Annotated in this window: 18 protein-coding genes and 1 pseudogene; 7 read left to right on the forward strand and 12 right to left on the reverse strand. The window is 35.1% G+C overall.

Going from position 1 to position 18,890, the window contains the following annotated elements:
• The first annotated feature begins 107 nt into the window (after window positions 1–107).
• The 4 genes from IPP61_05490 (at window position 108) to IPP61_05505 (ending at window position 4,867) form a co-directional block, all read left to right on the forward strand.
• The gene (locus IPP61_05490) at window positions 108–812 is read left to right on the forward strand and encodes an SDR family oxidoreductase (protein MBL0324623.1); all 705 of its coding nucleotides are present in this window, start codon (window positions 108–110) and stop codon (window positions 810–812) included.
• A 72-nt stretch (window positions 813–884) separates the two neighbouring features.
• Entirely contained in the window at window positions 885–1,313 is a 429-nt protein-coding gene (locus IPP61_05495) for a DUF5606 domain-containing protein (GenBank protein ID MBL0324624.1), read from the forward strand.
• A 39-nt stretch (window positions 1,314–1,352) separates the two neighbouring features.
• Window positions 1,353–2,027 carry a thiamine diphosphokinase gene (locus IPP61_05500; GenBank protein ID MBL0324625.1) on the forward strand — a complete coding sequence of 225 codons (675 nt, stop codon included), beginning with the start codon at window positions 1,353–1,355 and terminating at the stop codon, window positions 2,025–2,027.
• A gap of 365 nt (window positions 2,028–2,392) precedes the next feature.
• Window positions 2,393–4,867, forward strand: a complete 2,475-nt coding sequence (locus IPP61_05505; protein MBL0324626.1) for a ribonucleoside-diphosphate reductase subunit alpha — start codon at window positions 2,393–2,395, stop codon at window positions 4,865–4,867.
• 132 nt (window positions 4,868–4,999) lie between these two features.
• On the opposite strand, the gene ruvX is transcribed toward IPP61_05505, so the two are convergent.
• From ruvX to IPP61_05550, 9 genes and pseudogenes are all read right to left on the reverse strand, one after another.
• Window positions 5,000–5,404, reverse strand: a complete 405-nt coding sequence (gene ruvX, locus IPP61_05510; protein ID MBL0324627.1) for a Holliday junction resolvase RuvX — start codon at window positions 5,402–5,404, stop codon at window positions 5,000–5,002.
• Between the two features lies 1 nt (window position 5,405).
• On the reverse strand, window positions 5,406–6,602 hold the full coding sequence (locus IPP61_05515) for an insulinase family protein (GenBank protein MBL0324628.1): 1,197 nt from the start codon (window positions 6,600–6,602) through the stop codon (window positions 5,406–5,408).
• 121 nt (window positions 6,603–6,723) lie between these two features.
• A pseudogene (gene tnpA, locus IPP61_05520) lies at window positions 6,724–7,157 on the reverse strand (IS200/IS605 family transposase).
• A 131-nt stretch (window positions 7,158–7,288) separates the two neighbouring features.
• Window positions 7,289–7,471, reverse strand: coding sequence for a hypothetical protein (locus tag IPP61_05525; GenBank protein ID MBL0324629.1), 183 nt, complete (start codon window positions 7,469–7,471; stop codon window positions 7,289–7,291).
• 188 nt (window positions 7,472–7,659) lie between these two features.
• Window positions 7,660–9,054: an NADH-quinone oxidoreductase subunit N gene (locus IPP61_05530; protein ID MBL0324630.1), complete on the reverse strand. Its 1,395-nt coding sequence runs from the start codon at window positions 9,052–9,054 to the stop codon at window positions 7,660–7,662.
• Window positions 9,055–9,086: 32 nt separating this feature from the next.
• Window positions 9,087–10,526 (reverse strand): NADH-quinone oxidoreductase subunit M, encoded by a 1,440-nt coding sequence (locus tag IPP61_05535; protein ID MBL0324631.1) that lies wholly within the window; start codon window positions 10,524–10,526, stop codon window positions 9,087–9,089.
• 12 nt (window positions 10,527–10,538) lie between these two features.
• Window positions 10,539–12,473, reverse strand: a complete 1,935-nt coding sequence (nuoL, locus tag IPP61_05540) for an NADH-quinone oxidoreductase subunit L (protein ID MBL0324632.1) — start codon at window positions 12,471–12,473, stop codon at window positions 10,539–10,541.
• Window positions 12,474–12,488: 15 nt separating this feature from the next.
• Complete coding sequence (gene nuoK / locus IPP61_05545) at window positions 12,489–12,833, reverse strand: NADH-quinone oxidoreductase subunit NuoK (protein MBL0324633.1); 345 nt, start codon at window positions 12,831–12,833, stop codon at window positions 12,489–12,491.
• A gap of 66 nt (window positions 12,834–12,899) precedes the next feature.
• A complete protein-coding gene (locus IPP61_05550; GenBank protein MBL0324634.1) occupies window positions 12,900–13,712 on the reverse strand; it encodes a 3'-5' exonuclease in 813 nt (270 codons plus the stop codon).
• A 146-nt stretch (window positions 13,713–13,858) separates the two neighbouring features.
• Between IPP61_05550 and IPP61_05555 the strand changes: the two genes are divergently transcribed.
• From IPP61_05555 to IPP61_05565, 3 genes are all read left to right on the forward strand, one after another.
• Window positions 13,859–14,353, forward strand: a complete 495-nt coding sequence (locus tag IPP61_05555; GenBank protein MBL0324635.1) for a hypothetical protein — start codon at window positions 13,859–13,861, stop codon at window positions 14,351–14,353.
• Between the two features lie 108 nt (window positions 14,354–14,461).
• Window positions 14,462–15,619, forward strand: a complete 1,158-nt coding sequence (locus IPP61_05560) for an acyl-CoA dehydrogenase (GenBank protein ID MBL0324636.1) — start codon at window positions 14,462–14,464, stop codon at window positions 15,617–15,619.
• Window positions 15,620–15,915: 296 nt separating this feature from the next.
• Window positions 15,916–16,842: a helix-turn-helix transcriptional regulator gene (locus IPP61_05565; GenBank protein ID MBL0324637.1), complete on the forward strand. Its 927-nt coding sequence runs from the start codon at window positions 15,916–15,918 to the stop codon at window positions 16,840–16,842.
• A gap of 76 nt (window positions 16,843–16,918) precedes the next feature.
• Here IPP61_05565 and IPP61_05570 read toward each other — a convergent pair whose 3' ends face one another.
• The 3 genes from IPP61_05570 to nadC form a co-directional block, all read right to left on the reverse strand.
• Window positions 16,919–17,488, reverse strand: coding sequence for a hypothetical protein (locus IPP61_05570; GenBank protein MBL0324638.1), 570 nt, complete (start codon window positions 17,486–17,488; stop codon window positions 16,919–16,921).
• A 73-nt stretch (window positions 17,489–17,561) separates the two neighbouring features.
• The gene (locus IPP61_05575) at window positions 17,562–17,957 is read right to left on the reverse strand and encodes a hypothetical protein (protein ID MBL0324639.1); all 396 of its coding nucleotides are present in this window, start codon (window positions 17,955–17,957) and stop codon (window positions 17,562–17,564) included.
• A gap of 45 nt (window positions 17,958–18,002) precedes the next feature.
• Complete coding sequence (gene nadC, locus IPP61_05580; GenBank protein ID MBL0324640.1) at window positions 18,003–18,854, reverse strand: carboxylating nicotinate-nucleotide diphosphorylase; 852 nt, start codon at window positions 18,852–18,854, stop codon at window positions 18,003–18,005.
• Window positions 18,855–18,890: the final 36 nt, after the last annotated feature.

The raw sequence follows: 18,890 nt of genomic DNA on the forward strand, positions 1-18,890 counted from the left end.
TTTTCATAAATGAAATTTAGTGTTACATTTTTTTGTAATTTATTTATCTAAAATCATGTTGTTTTAAAATAAACTTCATCTAAGACAATTTATCAAAAAAAACAGAAATGGAAAAATTGGCGGTTGTAAGCGGCGGAAGCAGGGGGATAGGAAAGGCTATTGTCAGAAAACTAGCAGAAAATGGCTTTGATGTGGCGGTTTGTGGCAGAATTGCCGATTCCCTTTCAGCACTTAAATATGAAATCTATGAAGATTTTGGTACTGAGGTATTTGAATTTGTTGCAGATGTTTCTCAAAAAGCTGAGGTAAAAGCATTTGGAGATTTTGTTCTTAATCTAAAAATCCCTCCTACAATACTGGTTAATAATGCAGGTGTTTTTATTCCGGGAAAAATTTTGGAAGAACCTGACGAAAATCTCGAAAATATGCTTTCAACAAATCTTTTGAGTGCGTATTATCTTTCAAAAGCTATAGTGCCAGTTATGATAGATCTACCTTTGGCACATATTTTTAATATATCATCTATTGCTGGAATCGAAGCCTATGCATCAAGTGGATCGTATTCAATTTCGAAATTTGCCATGATGGGGCTGGGAAAAAGCCTGAGGGAAGAATTAAAGACCAGCAATGTTAGAGTTACTTCAATATTGCCTGGTGCCACATTAACTGACAGCTGGGCAGGAGTCGAGCTACCTGACAGCCGCTTTATGAAAGGAAGTGACATTGCAGAGGTACTATGGTCGGCTTTTAGTCTTTCTGCAAGTGCTACTGTCGAAGAAATTATTTTAAGACCACAACCCGGTGATATTTAAACAGAATTTTTTGAGTGGTCAATTTTCTTTAAATTGCATCGTTTTTATAAAAATTGAATTTTAAAATTATAAATGGAATTATTACAGGAAGTAGCTAATATCTCGGGAAAACCAGGTCTGTTCAGAATCTTGAAACCCGGCCGTGGCGGCGTTATTGTTGAGTCACTAGACGCATTGAAGAAAAAAGAAATGATCAATGCCAATTCAAAAGTGTCGGTTTTGAAAGAAATTTCGGTTTATACTGAAGACATCAATAAGTCAACACCGCTTTCCGAAATCTTTATGAGTATTAAAGAGAATTTTAAAGATGGAATCGATATCAATCCCAAAGAAGCCAGCAATTCTGCCCTTTTTGATTTTATGGGAAAAGTAATGCCTGACTTTGACAGAGAAAGAGTATATGCTACCGATGTCAAAAAAATCATCAATTGGTTTAATATTCTAAACCAATACCTGCCCGAAGCCTTCGAGGCACCGAAAGAAGAAGAAGAGAAAAAATAAAATTTAGCCTAATCTTCACCGATTAGGCTTTTTTATAATATGTCATCACATCATATCGTAAGAGAAAAACAAGAACCGGCATTGATAATAGCCAATGGTGAGGCATGCTCAATGGAGCTCCTAAATCAGTTACTCGAATGGAGTCCATTTGTAGTAGTGCTCGACGGTGCTTATGAAAGAGTACATAATCTTGGAATCAAAATCGATGTAATACTTGGAGACTTTGACAGGATAGATTTTCAGAAAGAGTATCTTGGAAAAATACAATTTCCAATAGAAGTGATCCATACCCCTGACCAGGATAAAACCGACCTTGAAAAAGCCATAGATTTTTTAATTGACAGGGGATTCCCTGCTGCCAATATTGTATGGGCAACAGGACGCAGGGCCGACCATACTTTTGCCAATATTTCTATCCTTCCAAAATACTTAAAAACTATTAAACTAACTATTCTGGACGACTACTCAACTATATATCCTGTTGGTCCGCTGCCGGCCGTTTTCCGCAAGTGGTTTAAAGCTCAAACTCCCCTCTCATTAATCCCGATTTCCAGGGTATCTCACTTATCCACATCCAATCTAAAATATGAGCTAAAAAATGAAGAGTTAATTCTTGGAATACGCAATGGGAATAGCAATGAGGCACTTTCTGACGGAATTGTAGAGATTTCTTATCAGTCGGGGGATTTGTTGATAATGGAATGTAACGATTAATAATGAGACTATTAAATGTGGAAAACTGGAAAATTATTTTTTTCAGTTAAAAAAAAATTATACTTTTGCTAAACCAGATACCAAAAAGTAAATACTTCTTTAAAAAAAATAAATATCTATTTATTTCGCAAAAAAAATGTGGATAACTTTAAAAATAGCATTTTTTGAGGATTCATATTTTGCAAAATATTGATAATAAGACACAATAAATTTTTCCTGTTTTAAATCAATTGGATAATTCATTTTTCCAAATGTTTATGGGATTTTTTTTGTGCTTTTTTTAACCTAGTTTTGAATGATGGAATATTACCAATACTATTATTAAAATTAATTAAACTTTTACGCTAAAATTATTCGCCACTACTATGTACGTTATAAAAAGAGACGGAAGAAGAGAGTCAGTAAAATTTGACAAAGTAACAGCTAGAATCGAGAGGCTTTGCTATGGTCTTGACCCCGCTTTTGTACAACCTGTAGAAGTTGCTATGAAGGTCGTTTCCGGTATTTATGATGGTGTAACAACTTCGGAATTGGACAACCTTGCTGCGGAAACTGCAGCATCGATGACTACCAAACATCCCGATTACGCTACATTGGCTGCAAGAATAGCAATTTCAAATTTGCATAAGAATACTCAGAAGTCTTTTTCGGGTACAATGAAACAAATGTACCAGTACACTGACCCAAAAACTGGTGAAAACGCTTCATTGATTTCTAAAGAAACATGGAAGGTAATTAAAGACAATGCGGCATTGCTTGATTCATCAATAATCTATGACCGTGATTTTGGTTTTGATTATTTTGGATACAAAACCCTTGAGAAATCCTACCTGATGAAACTGAACGGTAAGATTGTTGAACGTCCTCAGCACATGCTCATGAGGGTTTCGGTAGGTATTCATGGTGAAAACATCGAAAAAGCCATTGAGACGTACAACTTACTGTCAGAAAGGTGGTTCACTCATGCTACGCCAACCCTATTTAATGCAGGTACACCAAAACCTCAGCTATCATCCTGTTTCCTTTTAACAATGAAAGATGATAGCATAGAAGGAATATATGATACATTAAAACAAACCGCCAAAATTTCTCAGTCAGCCGGTGGAATTGGTCTATCAATTCACAACGTAAGAGCTACTGGTAGCTATATTAAAGGCACTAATGGCACATCTAACGGTATAGTGCCGATGTTAAGGGTATTTAATGATACTGCAAGATACGTGGATCAGGGGGGGGGTAAAAGAAAAGGGTCTTTCGCCATTTATCTTGAACCATGGCATTCTGATATTTTTGAGTTTCTTGACCTAAAACGTAATCATGGAAAAGAGGAATTAAGAGCCAGAGATTTGTTTTTTGCTATGTGGATTCCCGATTTGTTTATGAAACGCGTGGAAGCCAACCAACAGTGGTCTTTGTTTTGCCCTCATGAATGTCCTGGTATGTCAGATACATACGGAGATGATTTTGAGAGACTTTATGAAAAATATGAATCGGAAGGTAAAGCAAGAAAGACCATTCAGGCTCAGGAATTATGGTTCCAGATATTAGAGTCTCAGGTGGAAACCGGTACACCATACATTTTGTATAAAGATTCAGCCAACAAAAAATCGAATCAAAAAAACCTGGGTACTATTAAGTCATCAAACCTTTGTACCGAGATCATCGAATATACAGCCCCTGATGAGGTAGCTGTTTGTAATCTGGCTTCAATTGCACTTCCAAAATTTGTCAAAAACGTTGACGGCGATGGACCATTAGGGTTTGATTTTCAAAAACTTTATGAAATCACTAAGGTAATCACTCGAAACTTAAACCGGGTTATTGATATCAACTATTATCCCGTTCCGGAAGCTGAAAAAAGCAATAAGCGTCATCGTCCGATAGGAATCGGAATTCAAGGATTGGCTGATGCGTTTATTATGCTGAAGTTTCCATTTGATAGTCAGCCGGCTCAAAAACTTAACAGAGACATTTTTGAGACTATATATTATGCTGCAATGGAAACCTCAATGGAGTTGGCCATTGAAGAAGGACCGTATGAAACCTGGGAAGGGTCACCAATTTCACAAGGTATATTCCAGTTTGATATGTGGGGCGTTACACCAGATTCCGGACTTTGGAATTGGGAAGAATTGCGTGAAAAAGTAATAAAAAATGGAGTTAGAAATTCATTGTTACTGGCACCCATGCCAACTGCTTCGACTAGTCAGATATTAGGCAATAACGAATGCTTTGAGCCTTATACGTCAAATATTTACACTCGTAGGGTATTGTCTGGTGAATTTGTGGTAGTAAACAAGCACCTGCTCCGCGACCTGGTGAAAATTGGGATGTGGAACGACACCATGAAAAACAAACTGATTGCAGCCAATGGGTCTGTGCAAAATATTAATGAAATTCCTGATAATTTAAAAGAACTCTATAAAACTGCCTGGGAAATCAAACAGAAAACCCTTATCGATATGTCGGCTGACCGTGGTGCATTTATATGCCAAAGCCAGTCGCTTAATATCTTTATGATGGATCCCAACTTCGCCAAACTTACTTCTATGCACTTCTATTCGTGGAAGGCCGGTCTAAAAACCGGAATGTACTACTTACGTACTAAAGCAGCAGTTGACGCCGTTAAGTTTACTGTGGACCGTCAGGCAATTGCCGAAACCACACCAGTAGTGGAGAAAATGGAAGAAAAACCATTGGACTACAACACGTATGCCAAAGAAAACGAGGCTAAAGTAAAAGCCGCCGCTTCATTTAAAATGAGCGAAGAAGAACAGAAATACGCAGCTATGCAGTGCTCATTAGATGATCCCGAAGGTTGTGTTATGTGTGGTTCTTGAGGGTTCCGACTTACAAATTTTGCTCTTTCTAAAATAAAAGACCGCCTGTAAGGCGGTTTTTTTTCAATAATCTTAATAAAGGATTTCTTTTTTATAAATTAATAATGATTCTTCTTTTATAAGATACTTAGTTTACTGAAGATAAGAGTTCAACAAGATCACAGCACTTATTTTATCAATATTGCCTTTCTCTCTCCTTTGTTTTTTGGTATGACCCGAATCTATCATACTTTGGAGGGCCATTTTAGAAGTAAATCTTTCGTCATGAAGAATTATTGAAATATCCGGAAATTTGGTTTTCAATTTTTCAAAAAAGTCTTTAACAAACTGAGTGGCATCTGTTTCTCTGGATTTGAGATCAGTGGGATATCCCAAAACGATTTTTTCAACAGGCTCTTTGCTGCAATACAGCTCCAAATAGCCCATAAGCTCTGATGTGGCGACGAAATCGAGTGCAGTGGCAATTATCTTCAATGGATCAGTTACAGCTAATCCTGTGCGTTTTTTCCCTAAATCCAAAGCAAGTATTCTCCCCATTTTAACCTACGATTACAGTTGAGAAGTTTTCAAAATACTTATTCGCAATTTCCAAAACATCCCTCTCTGTTACAGACCTGATTTCCTCAATTAAATTTCCATAGAAATTAATATCCAAATTTTCGAAAATCAAGGCTTTATGCTTATCCATAACATCAAAAACGGTATTCATGCTATTCAAAATTGAACCATTCATATAGCTTTTCACCAAATCCAGTTCCTCATTCACCGTTCCGGATTCTTTCAGTTTATTTATCTCCTTTCCGATTTCGAAAACCGCCAAATCAAGATTTTCTTTATTTACATCAGCACCTATGTACCATATTCCATCTGCTCCCATCGGAGTCAAAACCGAAGAAATACCATAGGTAAGCCCTTTTTCTTCTCTTATGTTTTTCATCAATCTGCTACCGAAGTATCCGCCCAGAATAGTATTGGTAACCATAAATTTATAAAAATCAGGATGCTTTCGGTTAATCATCCTTTTACCGATTCTTATAGAACATTGTATATTTCCTTCTTTTTCAATTCTATTTTCAAATGCCGGAAATAGTCTTGGTGTTATAACTTCCCGTTTAACATTCTTTACAGTTAAAGATTGCAATTGATCTGAAAGAAAATCAAGATCAGATTCGTCGAAATTGCCGGAGAGGAATACTTCAAAATCAGAATTTTTAATGTTCTCTTCAAAAAAACTAAGCAAATCATTTCTTTCAGTATCTTCAATATCCTGATAATCCATCGATTTTCCAAAAACATGATTACCATATAAACCAGCTCTGAAAACCCTGTTGGATTCAAACGAAGTTTTCTCAAGATTAACTAATAGACTTTGTTTGGTAATGTTTTTTTGAATCTCTAATTCTGTTTCGGGGAAAACCGGGGAATTAATAATTTCAAATAGATTGTTAGTTTGCTTTTTAAAAAAACTCGATAATCCATGAAGTGTAATATTCAGTCGTTCAACATTTTGATTAATTTCCAGAAAACCACCTAGCTTTTCAAACTCTTCAGCAACTTCTTTAGCCGACATGTTGCTAGTCCCAAGATTTAGGGTTTTGGAGGTAAAAAAAGATTGTCCGAATTTTTCTCCAAAATATGACCCGGCAGCAAATATGATTTCCAGCCTGAATACTTGTAATTGATTGTTTTTTATGGAGTGAATTTTTAACCCGTTTGAAAGAGTTGTTGTTAACAACGGGGGTAACTTAATGTTAGAAATAGATGAAAAAAAAGGAGGAATACTTCGATTTAGCATAAATTAAAATAAACCACTATGGACTAAAAGTCCATAGTTTTCTTACAGACTGAAAGTCTGCCTACTCAACTATGAAATTTGTATTGTCATTAGAATCAGGATTTCTATGATGTTCCAAATATTCATTTACCATCTCATCTGTAATATTACCTGTACTCCAACAACCAAATCCTATGGCCCAAAAGTGACGCCCCCAATATCTTTTCTTTAACTCCGGAAATTCCATTTGCAATTTCCTAGATGAACGCCCCTTTAATAACTTTACAAGTGTACTCAAATCTTGCGATGGCCTATATTCTATATGCATATGAATATGATTCTTTGATACAACTCCTTCAAAATCTGTACTCCTTCTGCCTCACAGATTTGTATCAAAATTGTTCGACAACGTATCTTAATATCTCCTTCCAAAACTGAATATCTATACTTTGTTGACCATACAATATGTGCAGTCAATCGGGATACTGTATGTCCGCCGATTCTTTGAAATTCCATAACTTAAAGTTACAAAATTTTTAGAAACTAAAGTGAGATGCAATAAATTGCATAGTTTTAACTTTATTTGTGACCAATAAAAAAAAGCCTTATCGTAAAGATAAGGCTTAATTTCTTGTTGTTCGCAAAAATTATTTTGCAACTGAATCAACAGCAGCAGCAGCTGAATCAACAACAGCAGTAGCAGCTGAATCAACAGTAGCAGCAGCTGAATCAACAACAGCAGCAGCTTCTTCAGTAGCCTCAGTAGCTGAAGTACATGAAGCAAAAGCTACCATACCAGCAACGAACAAAATTCCAAATACTTTTTTCATCTCTATTAGATTGTTTATTGTTATAAGACATTACAAATTTAAGTGCATTTTAAGAATCTAAGCAAATTTTCTTAAAAAATTCTTAAAATTTAATTTAAAATTATTTGATTACTTATATACATTATTTAAAATATACAATTTAAATCGTCAAATTGTCAAAAATTAGCCAAAAACAGTTTAAATTTTTCTTAAAACAGACCTCTGAAAATATTCGGAAAGACACCTAATATGATAGAAAGAAGTGCAGTGGTCAACAAGATTATCTTAGGAAAAGAATTAACTTCAATAATCTCATGGTGATTAGGATTAGGGTCTTTAAAGACAGCTCTAATTGGTTTAAAATAAAAATAAACCGAGATTGCCGACATAATGATTCCGAAAACAAGAAGCCAACTATAACCTCTGCCTGCAGCGTCATTTAAAACGAAGAATTTACTCCAAAAACCTGAAGTTAGCGGAATACCGGAGAGCGAAAGCATGGAAACTATCAATACTGTTGCCAATACAGGTTGCTTTTTCATGAGACCATTAAAAATATCGAAATCCTCTTTGGGTCGTCCATTTTCCAAAACATTCGACGAAATAATCATTAAAACACCAAAAGATCCAACTGTGGCCAAAGCATAACTTAAAGAGTAATAGGCTAAATTTCCATAGCTTAAACCGTTTAAACCCAATAAGCTTAACAACATAAAACCTGCCTGAGAAATACTCGAAAAGGCAAGCATTCTTTTCATATTGCTTTGATATACTGCAGCTATATTGCCTACAAATAAACTTAAGGCAACTACTACTACCAATATTTTTGACCAAAAAGGATACTCTCCAGAAAAAGAACTCATGGTTAATTTAAGCAATGCAAAAATTCCGGCAGTTTTTACAACAGTAGCCATGTAGGCTGTAAATATCGTTGGAGAACCCTGATAAACATCTGCAGTCCAGAAATGAAAAGGAACAGCAGAAATTTTGAATAGCATTCCCACCAGAATAAACGTAATGCCGATATAAAAGAAAATTTTACCTTCGGGTAACCTTCCGGCCACATTTAAGCCACCATCAATATCAAAAGTGCCTGTTGCACCATAATACATGGCTATTCCAAAAAGCAGAATTCCAGTTGCGAATGAACCCATTAAAAAATACTTTAATGCAGCCTCATTGCCTCTTAAATTTCGTTTATCGACCCCCGCCAAGATATATAATCCCACGGAAAGAATTTCCAGGCCAACAAAAAGCATTATAAAATTTTTAAACGCTACCATCAACAATGCCCCTATAACAGTGAATTGAATTAAGGCATAATACTCCGCAGGACTTGAGTGTTCATCTTTAAAAAGCCCGTCACTAATGCTAATAATCAAAAAAGACGAAAATAAAATAATGCTTTGAACCAACAACACAAAGTTGTCAATGGCAATCATATCACCGAAATAAAGGCCTGGCTTGCCCCAATCAAAAAAATTACTCACCAGAGCAACAATGATTGATAGTAATGAAAAAGGTAGCAAAGCTTTTCGATAAGAAGTAAGACCCAAAAACAGTGTCAGAAGACCGGTTATCGATAATGTAATAATTGGATACATATTTATATTTTTCTTTAGAAAAAAACCGGAAATTATTTAATTTGAGTTAAAGTATTTGTAAAAAACTGGCTGATTTCCAATATAGTATTTGGCATAATTCCCATAAAAAATACCAGCACTACCATAGGAATCAACACTATCAGATGTTTATTCTCAATATCTTTTAAGTCATAAAACCCTGGATATTCAAACATAGACTTCTGATAAACTCTCAACATATAAACAGCTCCCAAAATAATACTTAGACCTGCTATTATTCCCAAAACAGGCATAAAGTCAAATACAGATTTCAATAATAAAAATTCACCAACAAACCCATTAGTCAAGGGCAAAGCTATACTTCCCAAAAGAAATATCATAAAAATCACAGCCAATTTCGGTGCATTTTTAGCTAAGCCTCCGAGTCCGCTCAATTCCCGGCTTTGGGTTTTTTCATAAATGATTTTGCTAATGTAAAACAACCCAACAACGTTTATACCATGGGCAAGCATTTGAAAAATCGCTCCTTGAATGCCTGTCGAAGAAAGTGTAAGTACTCCGGAGGCCATTAAGCCCATATGTGCAAAAGAAGAATAAGCTATTACTTTTTTGACTTCATTTTGTTTGATTGCAATTATGGACCCATATATAAGGCCTACCACACCTAAAAATATTGCTATTATTCCAAATTCCTTTACACCTGTGTACCCAAATGGAATCAGAATTCTGATCAAACCATATACCCCCATTTTTGAAAGTAAACCTGATAGCATCATACTTACCGGAGTTGGACTTTCGGTATATACATCAGGTTGCCAGGTGTGAAATGGAAAAATTGGCATTTTTATAGCAAAAGCAAGCAAAAACCCCCAAAACAAAAATGCCTTTAAGCCTTCAGGAAGCAAAGCAACTGTTTCTTTTAGTGCAGAAATATCGGCAGTCTGTCCTCTCATAAACAAAAAGACAAAACCTATTAACATAAATAAACTTCCAAAAACAGTATAAATAAACATTTTGAAAGTAATAGCTGAAGAATTTTTGCCTCCCCAAATATTTGCCATAAAATAAATGGGTATCAATGCCAACTCAAAAAAGAAGTAAAAAACAAAAATATCTTTGGCCATAAATAAGCCCAATAATGCACTCTCAGTAAAGAATATCAGGCCTGAAAACAATGATAGCTTTCCATAATTCATGGTAGAAGTAAAATACAATACTATTGCAGATAAAACCACCGTCAAGCCTGCCATCAGAATTGAAAGGCCATCCAACCCCAAATGAAACCTGATATCAAAATCACTCAACCATTTGTAATCATAACTAAACTGAGATTGAAAGTCAGGATTATTGAAATTGATGAATATATATATGTACAAAAAGATTTGTAAAACTGAGACTATCCCAGAAAACATTTTGGCAGATTTCTGACTTTTCAGGTTAATGACTAATAACCCTCCAATCAATGGTATCAAAAATAAAAATAGCGTTAACATAAAGTTCTTTAATTATTTAAATACGATTTTCATGGACTCTAAAAGCTGAGGCACTAGACCAAGGCTCAATACTAATATAATTCCCAATACCATGAACAGTACATAGATTCCTGTAGTACCTACCTGAATAGCCCTTATTTTTTCACTTGCAGAAAGTATACTTTTCCCAATATTATTAACTATCCCATCAATAACTTTTATTTCAAATACATTCCCTAAAAATGATGAGCTTTTTTCAATTGGCTTTACAATTAACTTATTGTAAATCTGATCAATATAGTATTTATTATACACAAGTTTTTTAATCCCAGAAATTTCGGCGTCTGGTTCGGGTACTTTACTATTTTTCACAAAAATAAAATATGCTGAAACCAAGCCCGCAAAGGCTACCGCAACAGAAATTGCAATGAGTGTCCATTCCATTTCATGAGAAATCGTCACTAATCCAAATTCCGGATTTATAACTTTACTTCCTTCAAATATTGGTGTCAGATATTGATTTAAAAAATGAGGAAAATGCAACACTTTCGGTAAACCAATATAGCCCCCAATGACAGACAATACAGCCAAAATTATTAATGGAAAGGTCATGGTTACGGGGGATTCGTGCAAATGGCTCATTTGTTCTGAAGTGCCTCTAAACTTTCCTCTGAAGGTTACAAAAAACAATCTGAACATATAAAAAGAAGTCATGAGTGAGCCCAATACTGCCAATCCCCACATTATTTTGTTATGCTCAAAAACATGAGCCAGGATTTCATCTTTGGAGAAAAAGCCTGCAAATGGAGGAAAACCACTGATGGCAATAGTTCCAATTAGGAAAGTGAAGGCGGTTATTCTGATTTTTGGCCAAAGTCCACCCATTTTTCTGATGTCTTGCTCACCCCCCATAGCGTGAATTACACTTCCTGCTCCTAAAAATAATAAAGCCTTAAAAAATGCATGCGTTATTACATGAAATAACCCTGAACTATAGGCCATTACACCTAATGCAATAAACATATAACCCAGCTGACTCACTGTGGAGTAAGCCAGAACTTTTTTGATATCATTTTGAAATAAACCAATGGTTGCCCCCAATAATGCTGTGGCAAGACCAATCCAGGCAATAAATTCTAATGTAAATGGAGAAAGGGAATAGAGCACATTGGACCGTACTACCATATAAATACCCGAAGTTACCATTGTGGCTGCGTGTATCAAAGCAGAAACAGGAGTCGGACCTGCCATAGCATCAGGTAACCAGGTAAAAAGTGGAATTTGGGCCGATTTACCCATTGCACCAATAAATAATGCGAAGGTTATTGCAGTTATCGTTGAGTCCCCAATCTGGTAATTGCCCGCCTGTCCAAATACTTGTGTAAACTCTAATGTACCAAAGTTTTGAATAATTAAAAATATCCCAACTAAAAACCCCAGGTCTCCTATTCTGTTCATAATAAAGGCTTTGCGGGCAGCATTGGAATAGTCAACATTTTGATTCCAGAAACCAATTAGCAAATATGAACACAATCCTACACCTTCCCATCCAATAAACATCATCAAATAGTTGCCTCCAATAACAAGTAAAATCATCGAAAACAAAAACAGGTTAAGGTAAGCCATAAATCGGCCAAAGCCTTCATCGTGCTCCATATAACCTATCGAATAGAAATGAATCACCGTGCCCACTCCAGTAACAACCAATAACATGATGAGACTTAATTGATCAATCTGAAAAGAAAAATCAATTTTGAAATCCTGTACAGTAATCCATTCAAAAAAGTGAATGATTTGTGGTTCAGTAGAATCAAAATTAAGAAAAGTATAAACCACCAAAACAAACGATAACAATGAAGCTCCGGTTGCCACATTTGATATAACAGATTTTGGAAGATTTTTAAAACCAAAACCATTAATCAGAAAACCTAAAAATGGTAATAAAGGAATTAAAGCAATAATTGCCATAAATGTATTGTTATTTTAACCTCTCAATTTGTTTAAAAGTCCGATATCAATGGTTTTGATATTTCTAAAAATCATAACAATAATAGCCAGACCCACTGCTACTTCTGCGGCTGCAACTGCCATAATAAAAAAAACAAAAATCTGACCATTGGGATCAGAATTGTAAGAAGAAAATGTAACCAATAGCAGATTTACAGCATTAAGCATTAACTCAATTGACATGAAAATTATGATTGCATTGCGTCTGATTAATACTCCGAAAATTCCAATTAAAAATAATATGGTAGCCAAAAGAACAAAATTTACCATCGGAACCTGCAAAAAAACATCAGGTATCTTGTTGATACTATTCTCTAACATTCAATAAGGGCGTTTAATAAAAATTATGACAAAATTAATACTTACAACCTAAATAATTCGAAAAAGTTATTTTTTCATACTAAGTTTAATTTCAGTAAGCTTCCTTTTTGTATCAAGAGGAAAGTCATTATTGATAATCCAATCATAATATTGTGGCTCTTTTGCCAGTATTTCGGTTACTTTTTTGCCGGCATTTTTCCCAAAATTAAATACGATTTCACCTTTATTGTTCAAAATCATTCTTTGGGCAAAATCCACGAGTTTATCAGAAGTTAACTGGTGCAAAACTGATACATCATTTTGAACAGGTTCATATTCTTCTCCCTTATCGTTTTTAATTTTTACACCTTCATACATTTCTATCTGGGCACAAACTACTTCAAGCGTTGCCAAAGTGTCTGCCTCGGCACTATGAGCATTTTCGAGAGACTTTTTACAATAAAACTTATAAGCAGCACCTAGTGTTCGAGGTTCCATCAGGTGAAAAATCCTCTGAGCATCTACAAATTTCCGGTTTTTAATTTCAAAAATTCCAGTGTCAATCCGTAAAAACTCTTCTACCAACATAGGAATATCAAATCTGTTGCTATTAAAACCTGCAAGGTCACAGCCATCCAAAAACTGAGAAAGTGATTTGGCCAACTGCTTGAAAGTGGGCTCATCTTTTATATCTTCATCATAAATACCATGAATCAAACTTGATTCCAGCGGAACCGGAATAGTGGGATTTATTCGTTTGGTTTTAACATCAACAGTACCGTCAATATTGGCTTTGGCAATCGAAATTTCTACAATCCGGTCTTTAGAAATATTAATTCCAGTGGTTTCTAAATCAATAAATGCCAAAGGTTTTTTGAGTTTCAAAGTATGTTTTCCCATCTAAATTCCGGTTTTTGTAAATTATCACGCAAAAGTAGAAAATCATTTCGGGATATCGAAAATAACATTCAACTAAAGGATTTTATAAATTGCAGGAAAGAATTATTTTCTAAAAAATAATGTTTCAATTCAAATTCTAATAATGTATGTATATAGATTTTGAAAAATTGCCAGACTCATCAAGAATCTGGATTTATCAGGCTCAAAGGGATTTAAACCCATTGGAGATTTCAAAAATTACTGACTTTCTTCAATCTTCAGTCCATAACTGGGAATCTCACGGCAAAAGCATAAAAGGCTCATTCAAAATATTTTATAATCGTATTCTGGTTATTGGGGCAGTCAATGGTTTTGATGAAGTTTCGGGCTGTTCCATCGATTCCTCTACGAGGTGGTTAAAACAAATTGGCTCAGAAGCCGGGATTGACTTTTTTGACCGTTCAGTACCCTATTTTACTGCTGATGAAATCAAGTATTTCCCTATTTTTCAAATCAGAAAATATATCAATGAAAATATCATTTCTGCTGATACTTATCTGCTTAATCATCAAGTAGATACTATGGGAGGCTTAACGAAACATTGGAAAGTAAAAGCTTCTGATTCTCCTTTCGCAAGATATTTTGTTTCTGAGCCGGCTTGAATTCAATCATTTATATAAAATAATTACCCCAACTGAAAATATTTCAAAAAAGGTATGCTTGCATACCTTTTTGATTTTCTATAACTTTGATGAAAACTTCAATCAATAATGGAAAATCAGATTTTACCAACGATTCAACTTACAGAAGAGCACCTTGCAGTAAAAGAAGCAGCCAGGGATTTTGCACAAAACGAACTACTTCCAGGCGTAATCGACCGGGATATTGAGTCCAAATTCCCTAAAGAAATGGTCAAAAAAATGGCCGAGATGGGTTTTATGGGCATGATGGTGCCTACAGAATACGGCGGAAGTGGCATGGACACGCTCAGTTACGTACTCGCAATGGAAGAAATCAGCAAAGTTGACGCATCGGCAGGAGTAATTATGTCTGTTAACAACTCATTGGTTTGTTATGGCCTGTTAAAATATGGTACTGAAGAACAAAAACAAAAGTATCTTATACCTTTGGCTAGTGGTCAAAAATTGGGGGCTTTTTGTCTTTCTGAGCCAGAGGCGGGTTCCGACGCCACTTCACAGCACACCCTGGCCGAAGATAAAGGTGATTTTTATCTGGTAAATGGAACTAAAAACTGGATAACCAACGGCAACAGTTCCGATATCTGTCTGGTAATAGCTCAAACTCATCCAGAATTAAAACATAAAGGTATTAATTGCCTGATAATTGAAAAGGGCGTTCAGGGTTTTGAAATTGGAAAGAAAGAAGACAAAATGGGAATCAGGGCTTCTGACACGCATTCATTGATGTTTAATGATGCAAAAGTCCCTAAAAATCAACGAATTGGAGAAGATGGATTTGGTTTTAAATTTGCCATGAAAACTTTGAATGGGGGAAGGATTGGTATTGCGGCTCAAGCTCTGGGTATTGCAGCAGGTGCTTTTGAGTTTGCCTTAAAATATTCAAAAGAAAGGAAAACCTTCGGAAGGCCTATCTCTGATCATCAGGCGATTCAGTTTAAACTTGCCGAAATGCATACCAAAATTCAGGCTGCAAGACTATTGGTTTACAAAGCAGCATGTGACAAAGACCAGGGACTTGACTATGTGGAATCAGCGGCTATGGCCAAACTTTATGCATCAGAGGTCGCAATGTGGGTAACAACTGAGGCCGTACAAATCCACGGTGGATATGGGTACGTAAGGGAGTTTCATGTTGAAAGATTAATGAGAGATGCAAAAATTACTCAGATTTATGAAGGCACATCAGAAATTCAGAAGCTGGTAATTGCCAGAGAAATATTGAAATAAAATCGAAAAGTGATAAAATTATCAGAAAAGAGTCTTTATGGCTCTTTTTTTGTTTCTATGTTTTACACAAGATTTTTTTATAAATTTTATACTTGAAAAAATATACGAAATTTGAACAATTTTTAGAATTTATCAGAAAAAATCTAAGAAATATATAATTTATTGAACAGTTTTTAGTTACACTAGTGCTTGTATCTTAGATAATAATTATTAGTTTTGTACAAACTATGTTTTGAAATTGTGGTAAATGGCCAAAATAATTGTATAAACAGCCAATACCCGTAAAAATCCGTGAAATGGAAGACTATAATAAAATCATTGAATCTTTAGGGGTGAAGTTTGGAAAAGCTCGCCATATTAATATTTTACAACCCATTAGAATCAAAAATTTCTACGATGTAGAAAATACGCTTTTGGTTCTTTATAATGGAGATGTTCAGATAGAAGGTGTAGATGGAAAAATAGAAGCCGGTGACATACTTTTTATTCCCGGAGGAAAGGCAGCAACTATTACCTATGGTGTGGGCGAACCCAAACCCATCACTTATGAAGAGTTTATGACCAAAAGAGAACACTATTTTGAAGCCATGACTGATCCTTCGGAAATTGGTATTGTAAAAAACTCTTTCGGTTTAATCGCATTTGAAGCAAAAGTTTTTGACTCAGTCAACTTCTTTACTTCCCTTGACATCCCTCCTTTCTTTATTTACAAAGATTCAAAGCTTGCGTCGCTTATCAAAGATATTTTAATTGAAGATTTTACCGACGAAGCCGGAAGAGGAAGGGTGATTGCCAACAAAACTGAAGAAGCAGTAATTGAAGTCATCAGATATATCTTAAGAAACAGGATGTTTGTAGAGCAGTTGGCTACCAACAGCACCTACTTCAAAGATCCAAGATTGATTGACATCTTTACTTATATCAAAAACAATATTTCGGGTGACTTGTCAAACAAACAACTCGCCAATGTTGCCAACGTATCTGAAGATTATGTAGGGCAATATTTCAAAATGTTGACAGGTATCAATCCGCAGGATTATATAGAATACCAGAGAATGGAAGAAGCCGTGAATCTGCTTCGTACTTCGAAAAAAAGTATCAGGGCCATAGGTGGTGAAGTTGGATACAAAGACACTGCTTATTTCTGCCGCAGATTTAAAATGATGTTTGGTATTCCTGCCGGTAAAATGAGAAGACGTGAGTCTCTGATGATAGGAAACTAATTATTAAAGAATTAGAATAAGAAAGGGGATGAATTTACAAAAATTCATCCCCTTTTGTTTGTATGTTTCTGATCCGTTATTTTACTTTTTTATAAGTAGTTTTATAATCAAATTTTAGAACATCTGCTGACAATTCTTCAATTACCATATCAACTGTAAGTCCATAAGCAGCCAAAAGTGTTTTTTGAGTTTCTAACTCCACTTTAATCATATCAAGATAAATGGCTTTGTTCATTTCAATCCAAAATGTGTCATCTGACTGAAAAGTAATCTTGAATTTTGATTTCTGAGATTTATTATTCTGATCTTTTGAATTAATCGTAAAAACTCCGTTTTCTATAGTATAAGTACCTCCAGAAGTCAAAGAATAATCTGCAATTTCAACATTTTGTTGTTTTAATTTTAATAATACTGCTTCGTTGGATTTTGTAGTGAATGTCCCATCTTCTTTAAAACTAATTGTGGATTGATATTCTGATAAATCCAGATCAAATTTTACCGGTTTTTCATCAACAATGTTAATATCAACCGAAGTGGATTGCAATTGCCAGTCACCCAATATCTGATTTAATTCAACATCCTCTGCTTCGCAACCAAAAAACAATACGGATATTAATACAACAATAAAAGAATTAATAATTTTCATATAACTGATTTTAAGTTTTTAGGAATCAGGCAAAAATTATACCATTCAAAAAATCAATGATTTATATCTTTTCTCAGGAATGTAAAACGGCTTCTTTTCCTAAAGCTTTAACAAAAATGCAGTTTTGATTAGTGATACTTTCAGGCACAAAAATAAACTTTCGGTCGTACAGCTTTCCCTCAATCCAATAGCTAACCCAATATTCATTGTGCAAACCAAAAACAGAAGGGTCAATTTTTTCAACCAATTGAATAGAATTTGCCTCTATTTCATCAAAAAAATGACGTAATGTGCTGGTGCTAATTTTGTTCCCGACTTTGTCAAAACCATAACCGGTTGTGGCTGCCAAAACATTTTTCAAAATCTGGTCTCCGTTATTGATTAAAAACACATCCCATTGGTCCAATTCTGTAGGGGCAATGGCCATAGTCACTTTGGTGTTTTCCGGAAATTCAATATCTTTTTTCATACCTTAATTCGGGATAAAAGCAAATTTTAAACTTTACAAAATAATTTACTTTACTGCTTTTAAACTTAGATCAAGGCTTTTTACGGAATGGGTAAGATAACCCATCGAAACATAATCTACACCGGTTTCGGCATATTCTCTTATGGTGTCGGGGTTGATTCCGCCTGAAGCCTCGACAGGGAATCTTCCATCAATCATTTTAAGGGCTTCTTTTATGTTTTCAAAAGAAAAATTATCGAGCATTATTCTTATTACCCCTCCTACCTCAAGAACTTCGGCCAGTTCGTCCAGGTTTCGAACTTCAATTTCAATTGGTAAGGTAAGGTTTTTTTCTTTCAAATATTTCTGGGAGGCAAAAAGTGCATTTTTTACCCCTCCGGCATAATCTACATGGTTGTCTTTTATTAAAATCATATCAAAAAGGCCGAAACGATGGTTTACCCCTCCCCCAATTTTAACAGCCCATTTTTCCAATAATCTAAAACCAGGTGTAGTTTTTCTGGTGTCCAAAACTTTGCATTGAGTACCCTTTAGCTTCTCAACCATTTCGTGCGTTACGGTTGCTATTCCGCTCATGCGTTGCATACAATTAAGTACCAGCCGCTCGGCGGTCAGAATAGAACGGTCACGACCGGTAACATACAAAACTATATCCCCTTTTTTAATTTCTTCGCCATCTTTAATGAGTATTTCTACTTTCAAATCGTGGTCAACTTCGTCAAATATCAATTTGGCAAGCTCTACTCCCGCTACAATTCCATCGTCTTTTACCAGCAATTTTGCTTTTCCTGAGGCATTTTCAGGAATCGTAGATGCAGAGGTATGATCACCATCACGAACGTCCTCATGCAATGCATTTTTTATAAAGTCACGCAGTTCTTTTTCTGAAATTTCCATAAATTATTTTTTTGCAAAATTAACAAAAATCAGACG

The organism is Cytophagaceae bacterium (genome assembly GCA_016722655.1).
In the GTDB taxonomy this organism is placed as follows: Bacteria; Bacteroidota; Bacteroidia; order Cytophagales; family Spirosomataceae; genus Leadbetterella.

Bases quoted from the DNA above. Each gene is read 5' to 3' on its own strand.
- IPP61_05550 (MBL0324634.1), bottom strand. From the start codon at position 13,712: ATGGGAAAACATACTTTGAAACTCAAAAAACCTTTGGCATTTATTGAT.
- IPP61_05575 (MBL0324639.1), bottom strand. From the start codon at position 17,957: ATGAAAAAAGATATTGAATTTCCGGAAAACACCAAAGTGACTATGGCC.
- IPP61_05505 (MBL0324626.1), top strand. From the start codon at position 2,393: ATGTACGTTATAAAAAGAGACGGAAGAAGAGAGTCAGTAAAATTTGAC.
- IPP61_05525 (MBL0324629.1), bottom strand. From the start codon at position 7,471: ATGAAAAAAGTATTTGGAATTTTGTTCGTTGCTGGTATGGTAGCTTTT.
- IPP61_05560 (MBL0324636.1), top strand. From the start codon at position 14,462: ATGGAAAATCAGATTTTACCAACGATTCAACTTACAGAAGAGCACCTT.
- nuoL (MBL0324632.1), bottom strand. From the start codon at position 12,473: ATGGCAATTATTGCTTTAATTCCTTTATTACCATTTTTAGGTTTTCTG.
- IPP61_05490 (MBL0324623.1), top strand. From the start codon at position 108: ATGGAAAAATTGGCGGTTGTAAGCGGCGGAAGCAGGGGGATAGGAAAG.
- nuoK (MBL0324633.1), bottom strand. From the start codon at position 12,833: ATGTTAGAGAATAGTATCAACAAGATACCTGATGTTTTTTTGCAGGTT.
- IPP61_05565 (MBL0324637.1), top strand. From the start codon at position 15,916: ATGGAAGACTATAATAAAATCATTGAATCTTTAGGGGTGAAGTTTGGA.
- nadC (MBL0324640.1), bottom strand. From the start codon at position 18,854: ATGGAAATTTCAGAAAAAGAACTGCGTGACTTTATAAAAAATGCATTG.
- IPP61_05570 (MBL0324638.1), bottom strand. From the start codon at position 17,488: ATGAAAATTATTAATTCTTTTATTGTTGTATTAATATCCGTATTGTTT.
- IPP61_05555 (MBL0324635.1), top strand. From the start codon at position 13,859: ATGTATATAGATTTTGAAAAATTGCCAGACTCATCAAGAATCTGGATT.
- ruvX (MBL0324627.1), bottom strand. From the start codon at position 5,404: ATGGGGAGAATACTTGCTTTGGATTTAGGGAAAAAACGCACAGGATTA.
- IPP61_05495 (MBL0324624.1), top strand. From the start codon at position 885: ATGGAATTATTACAGGAAGTAGCTAATATCTCGGGAAAACCAGGTCTG.
- IPP61_05500 (MBL0324625.1), top strand. From the start codon at position 1,353: ATGTCATCACATCATATCGTAAGAGAAAAACAAGAACCGGCATTGATA.
- IPP61_05535 (MBL0324631.1), bottom strand. From the start codon at position 10,526: ATGTTAACGCTATTTTTATTTTTGATACCATTGATTGGAGGGTTATTA.
- IPP61_05530 (MBL0324630.1), bottom strand. From the start codon at position 9,054: ATGTATCCAATTATTACATTATCGATAACCGGTCTTCTGACACTGTTT.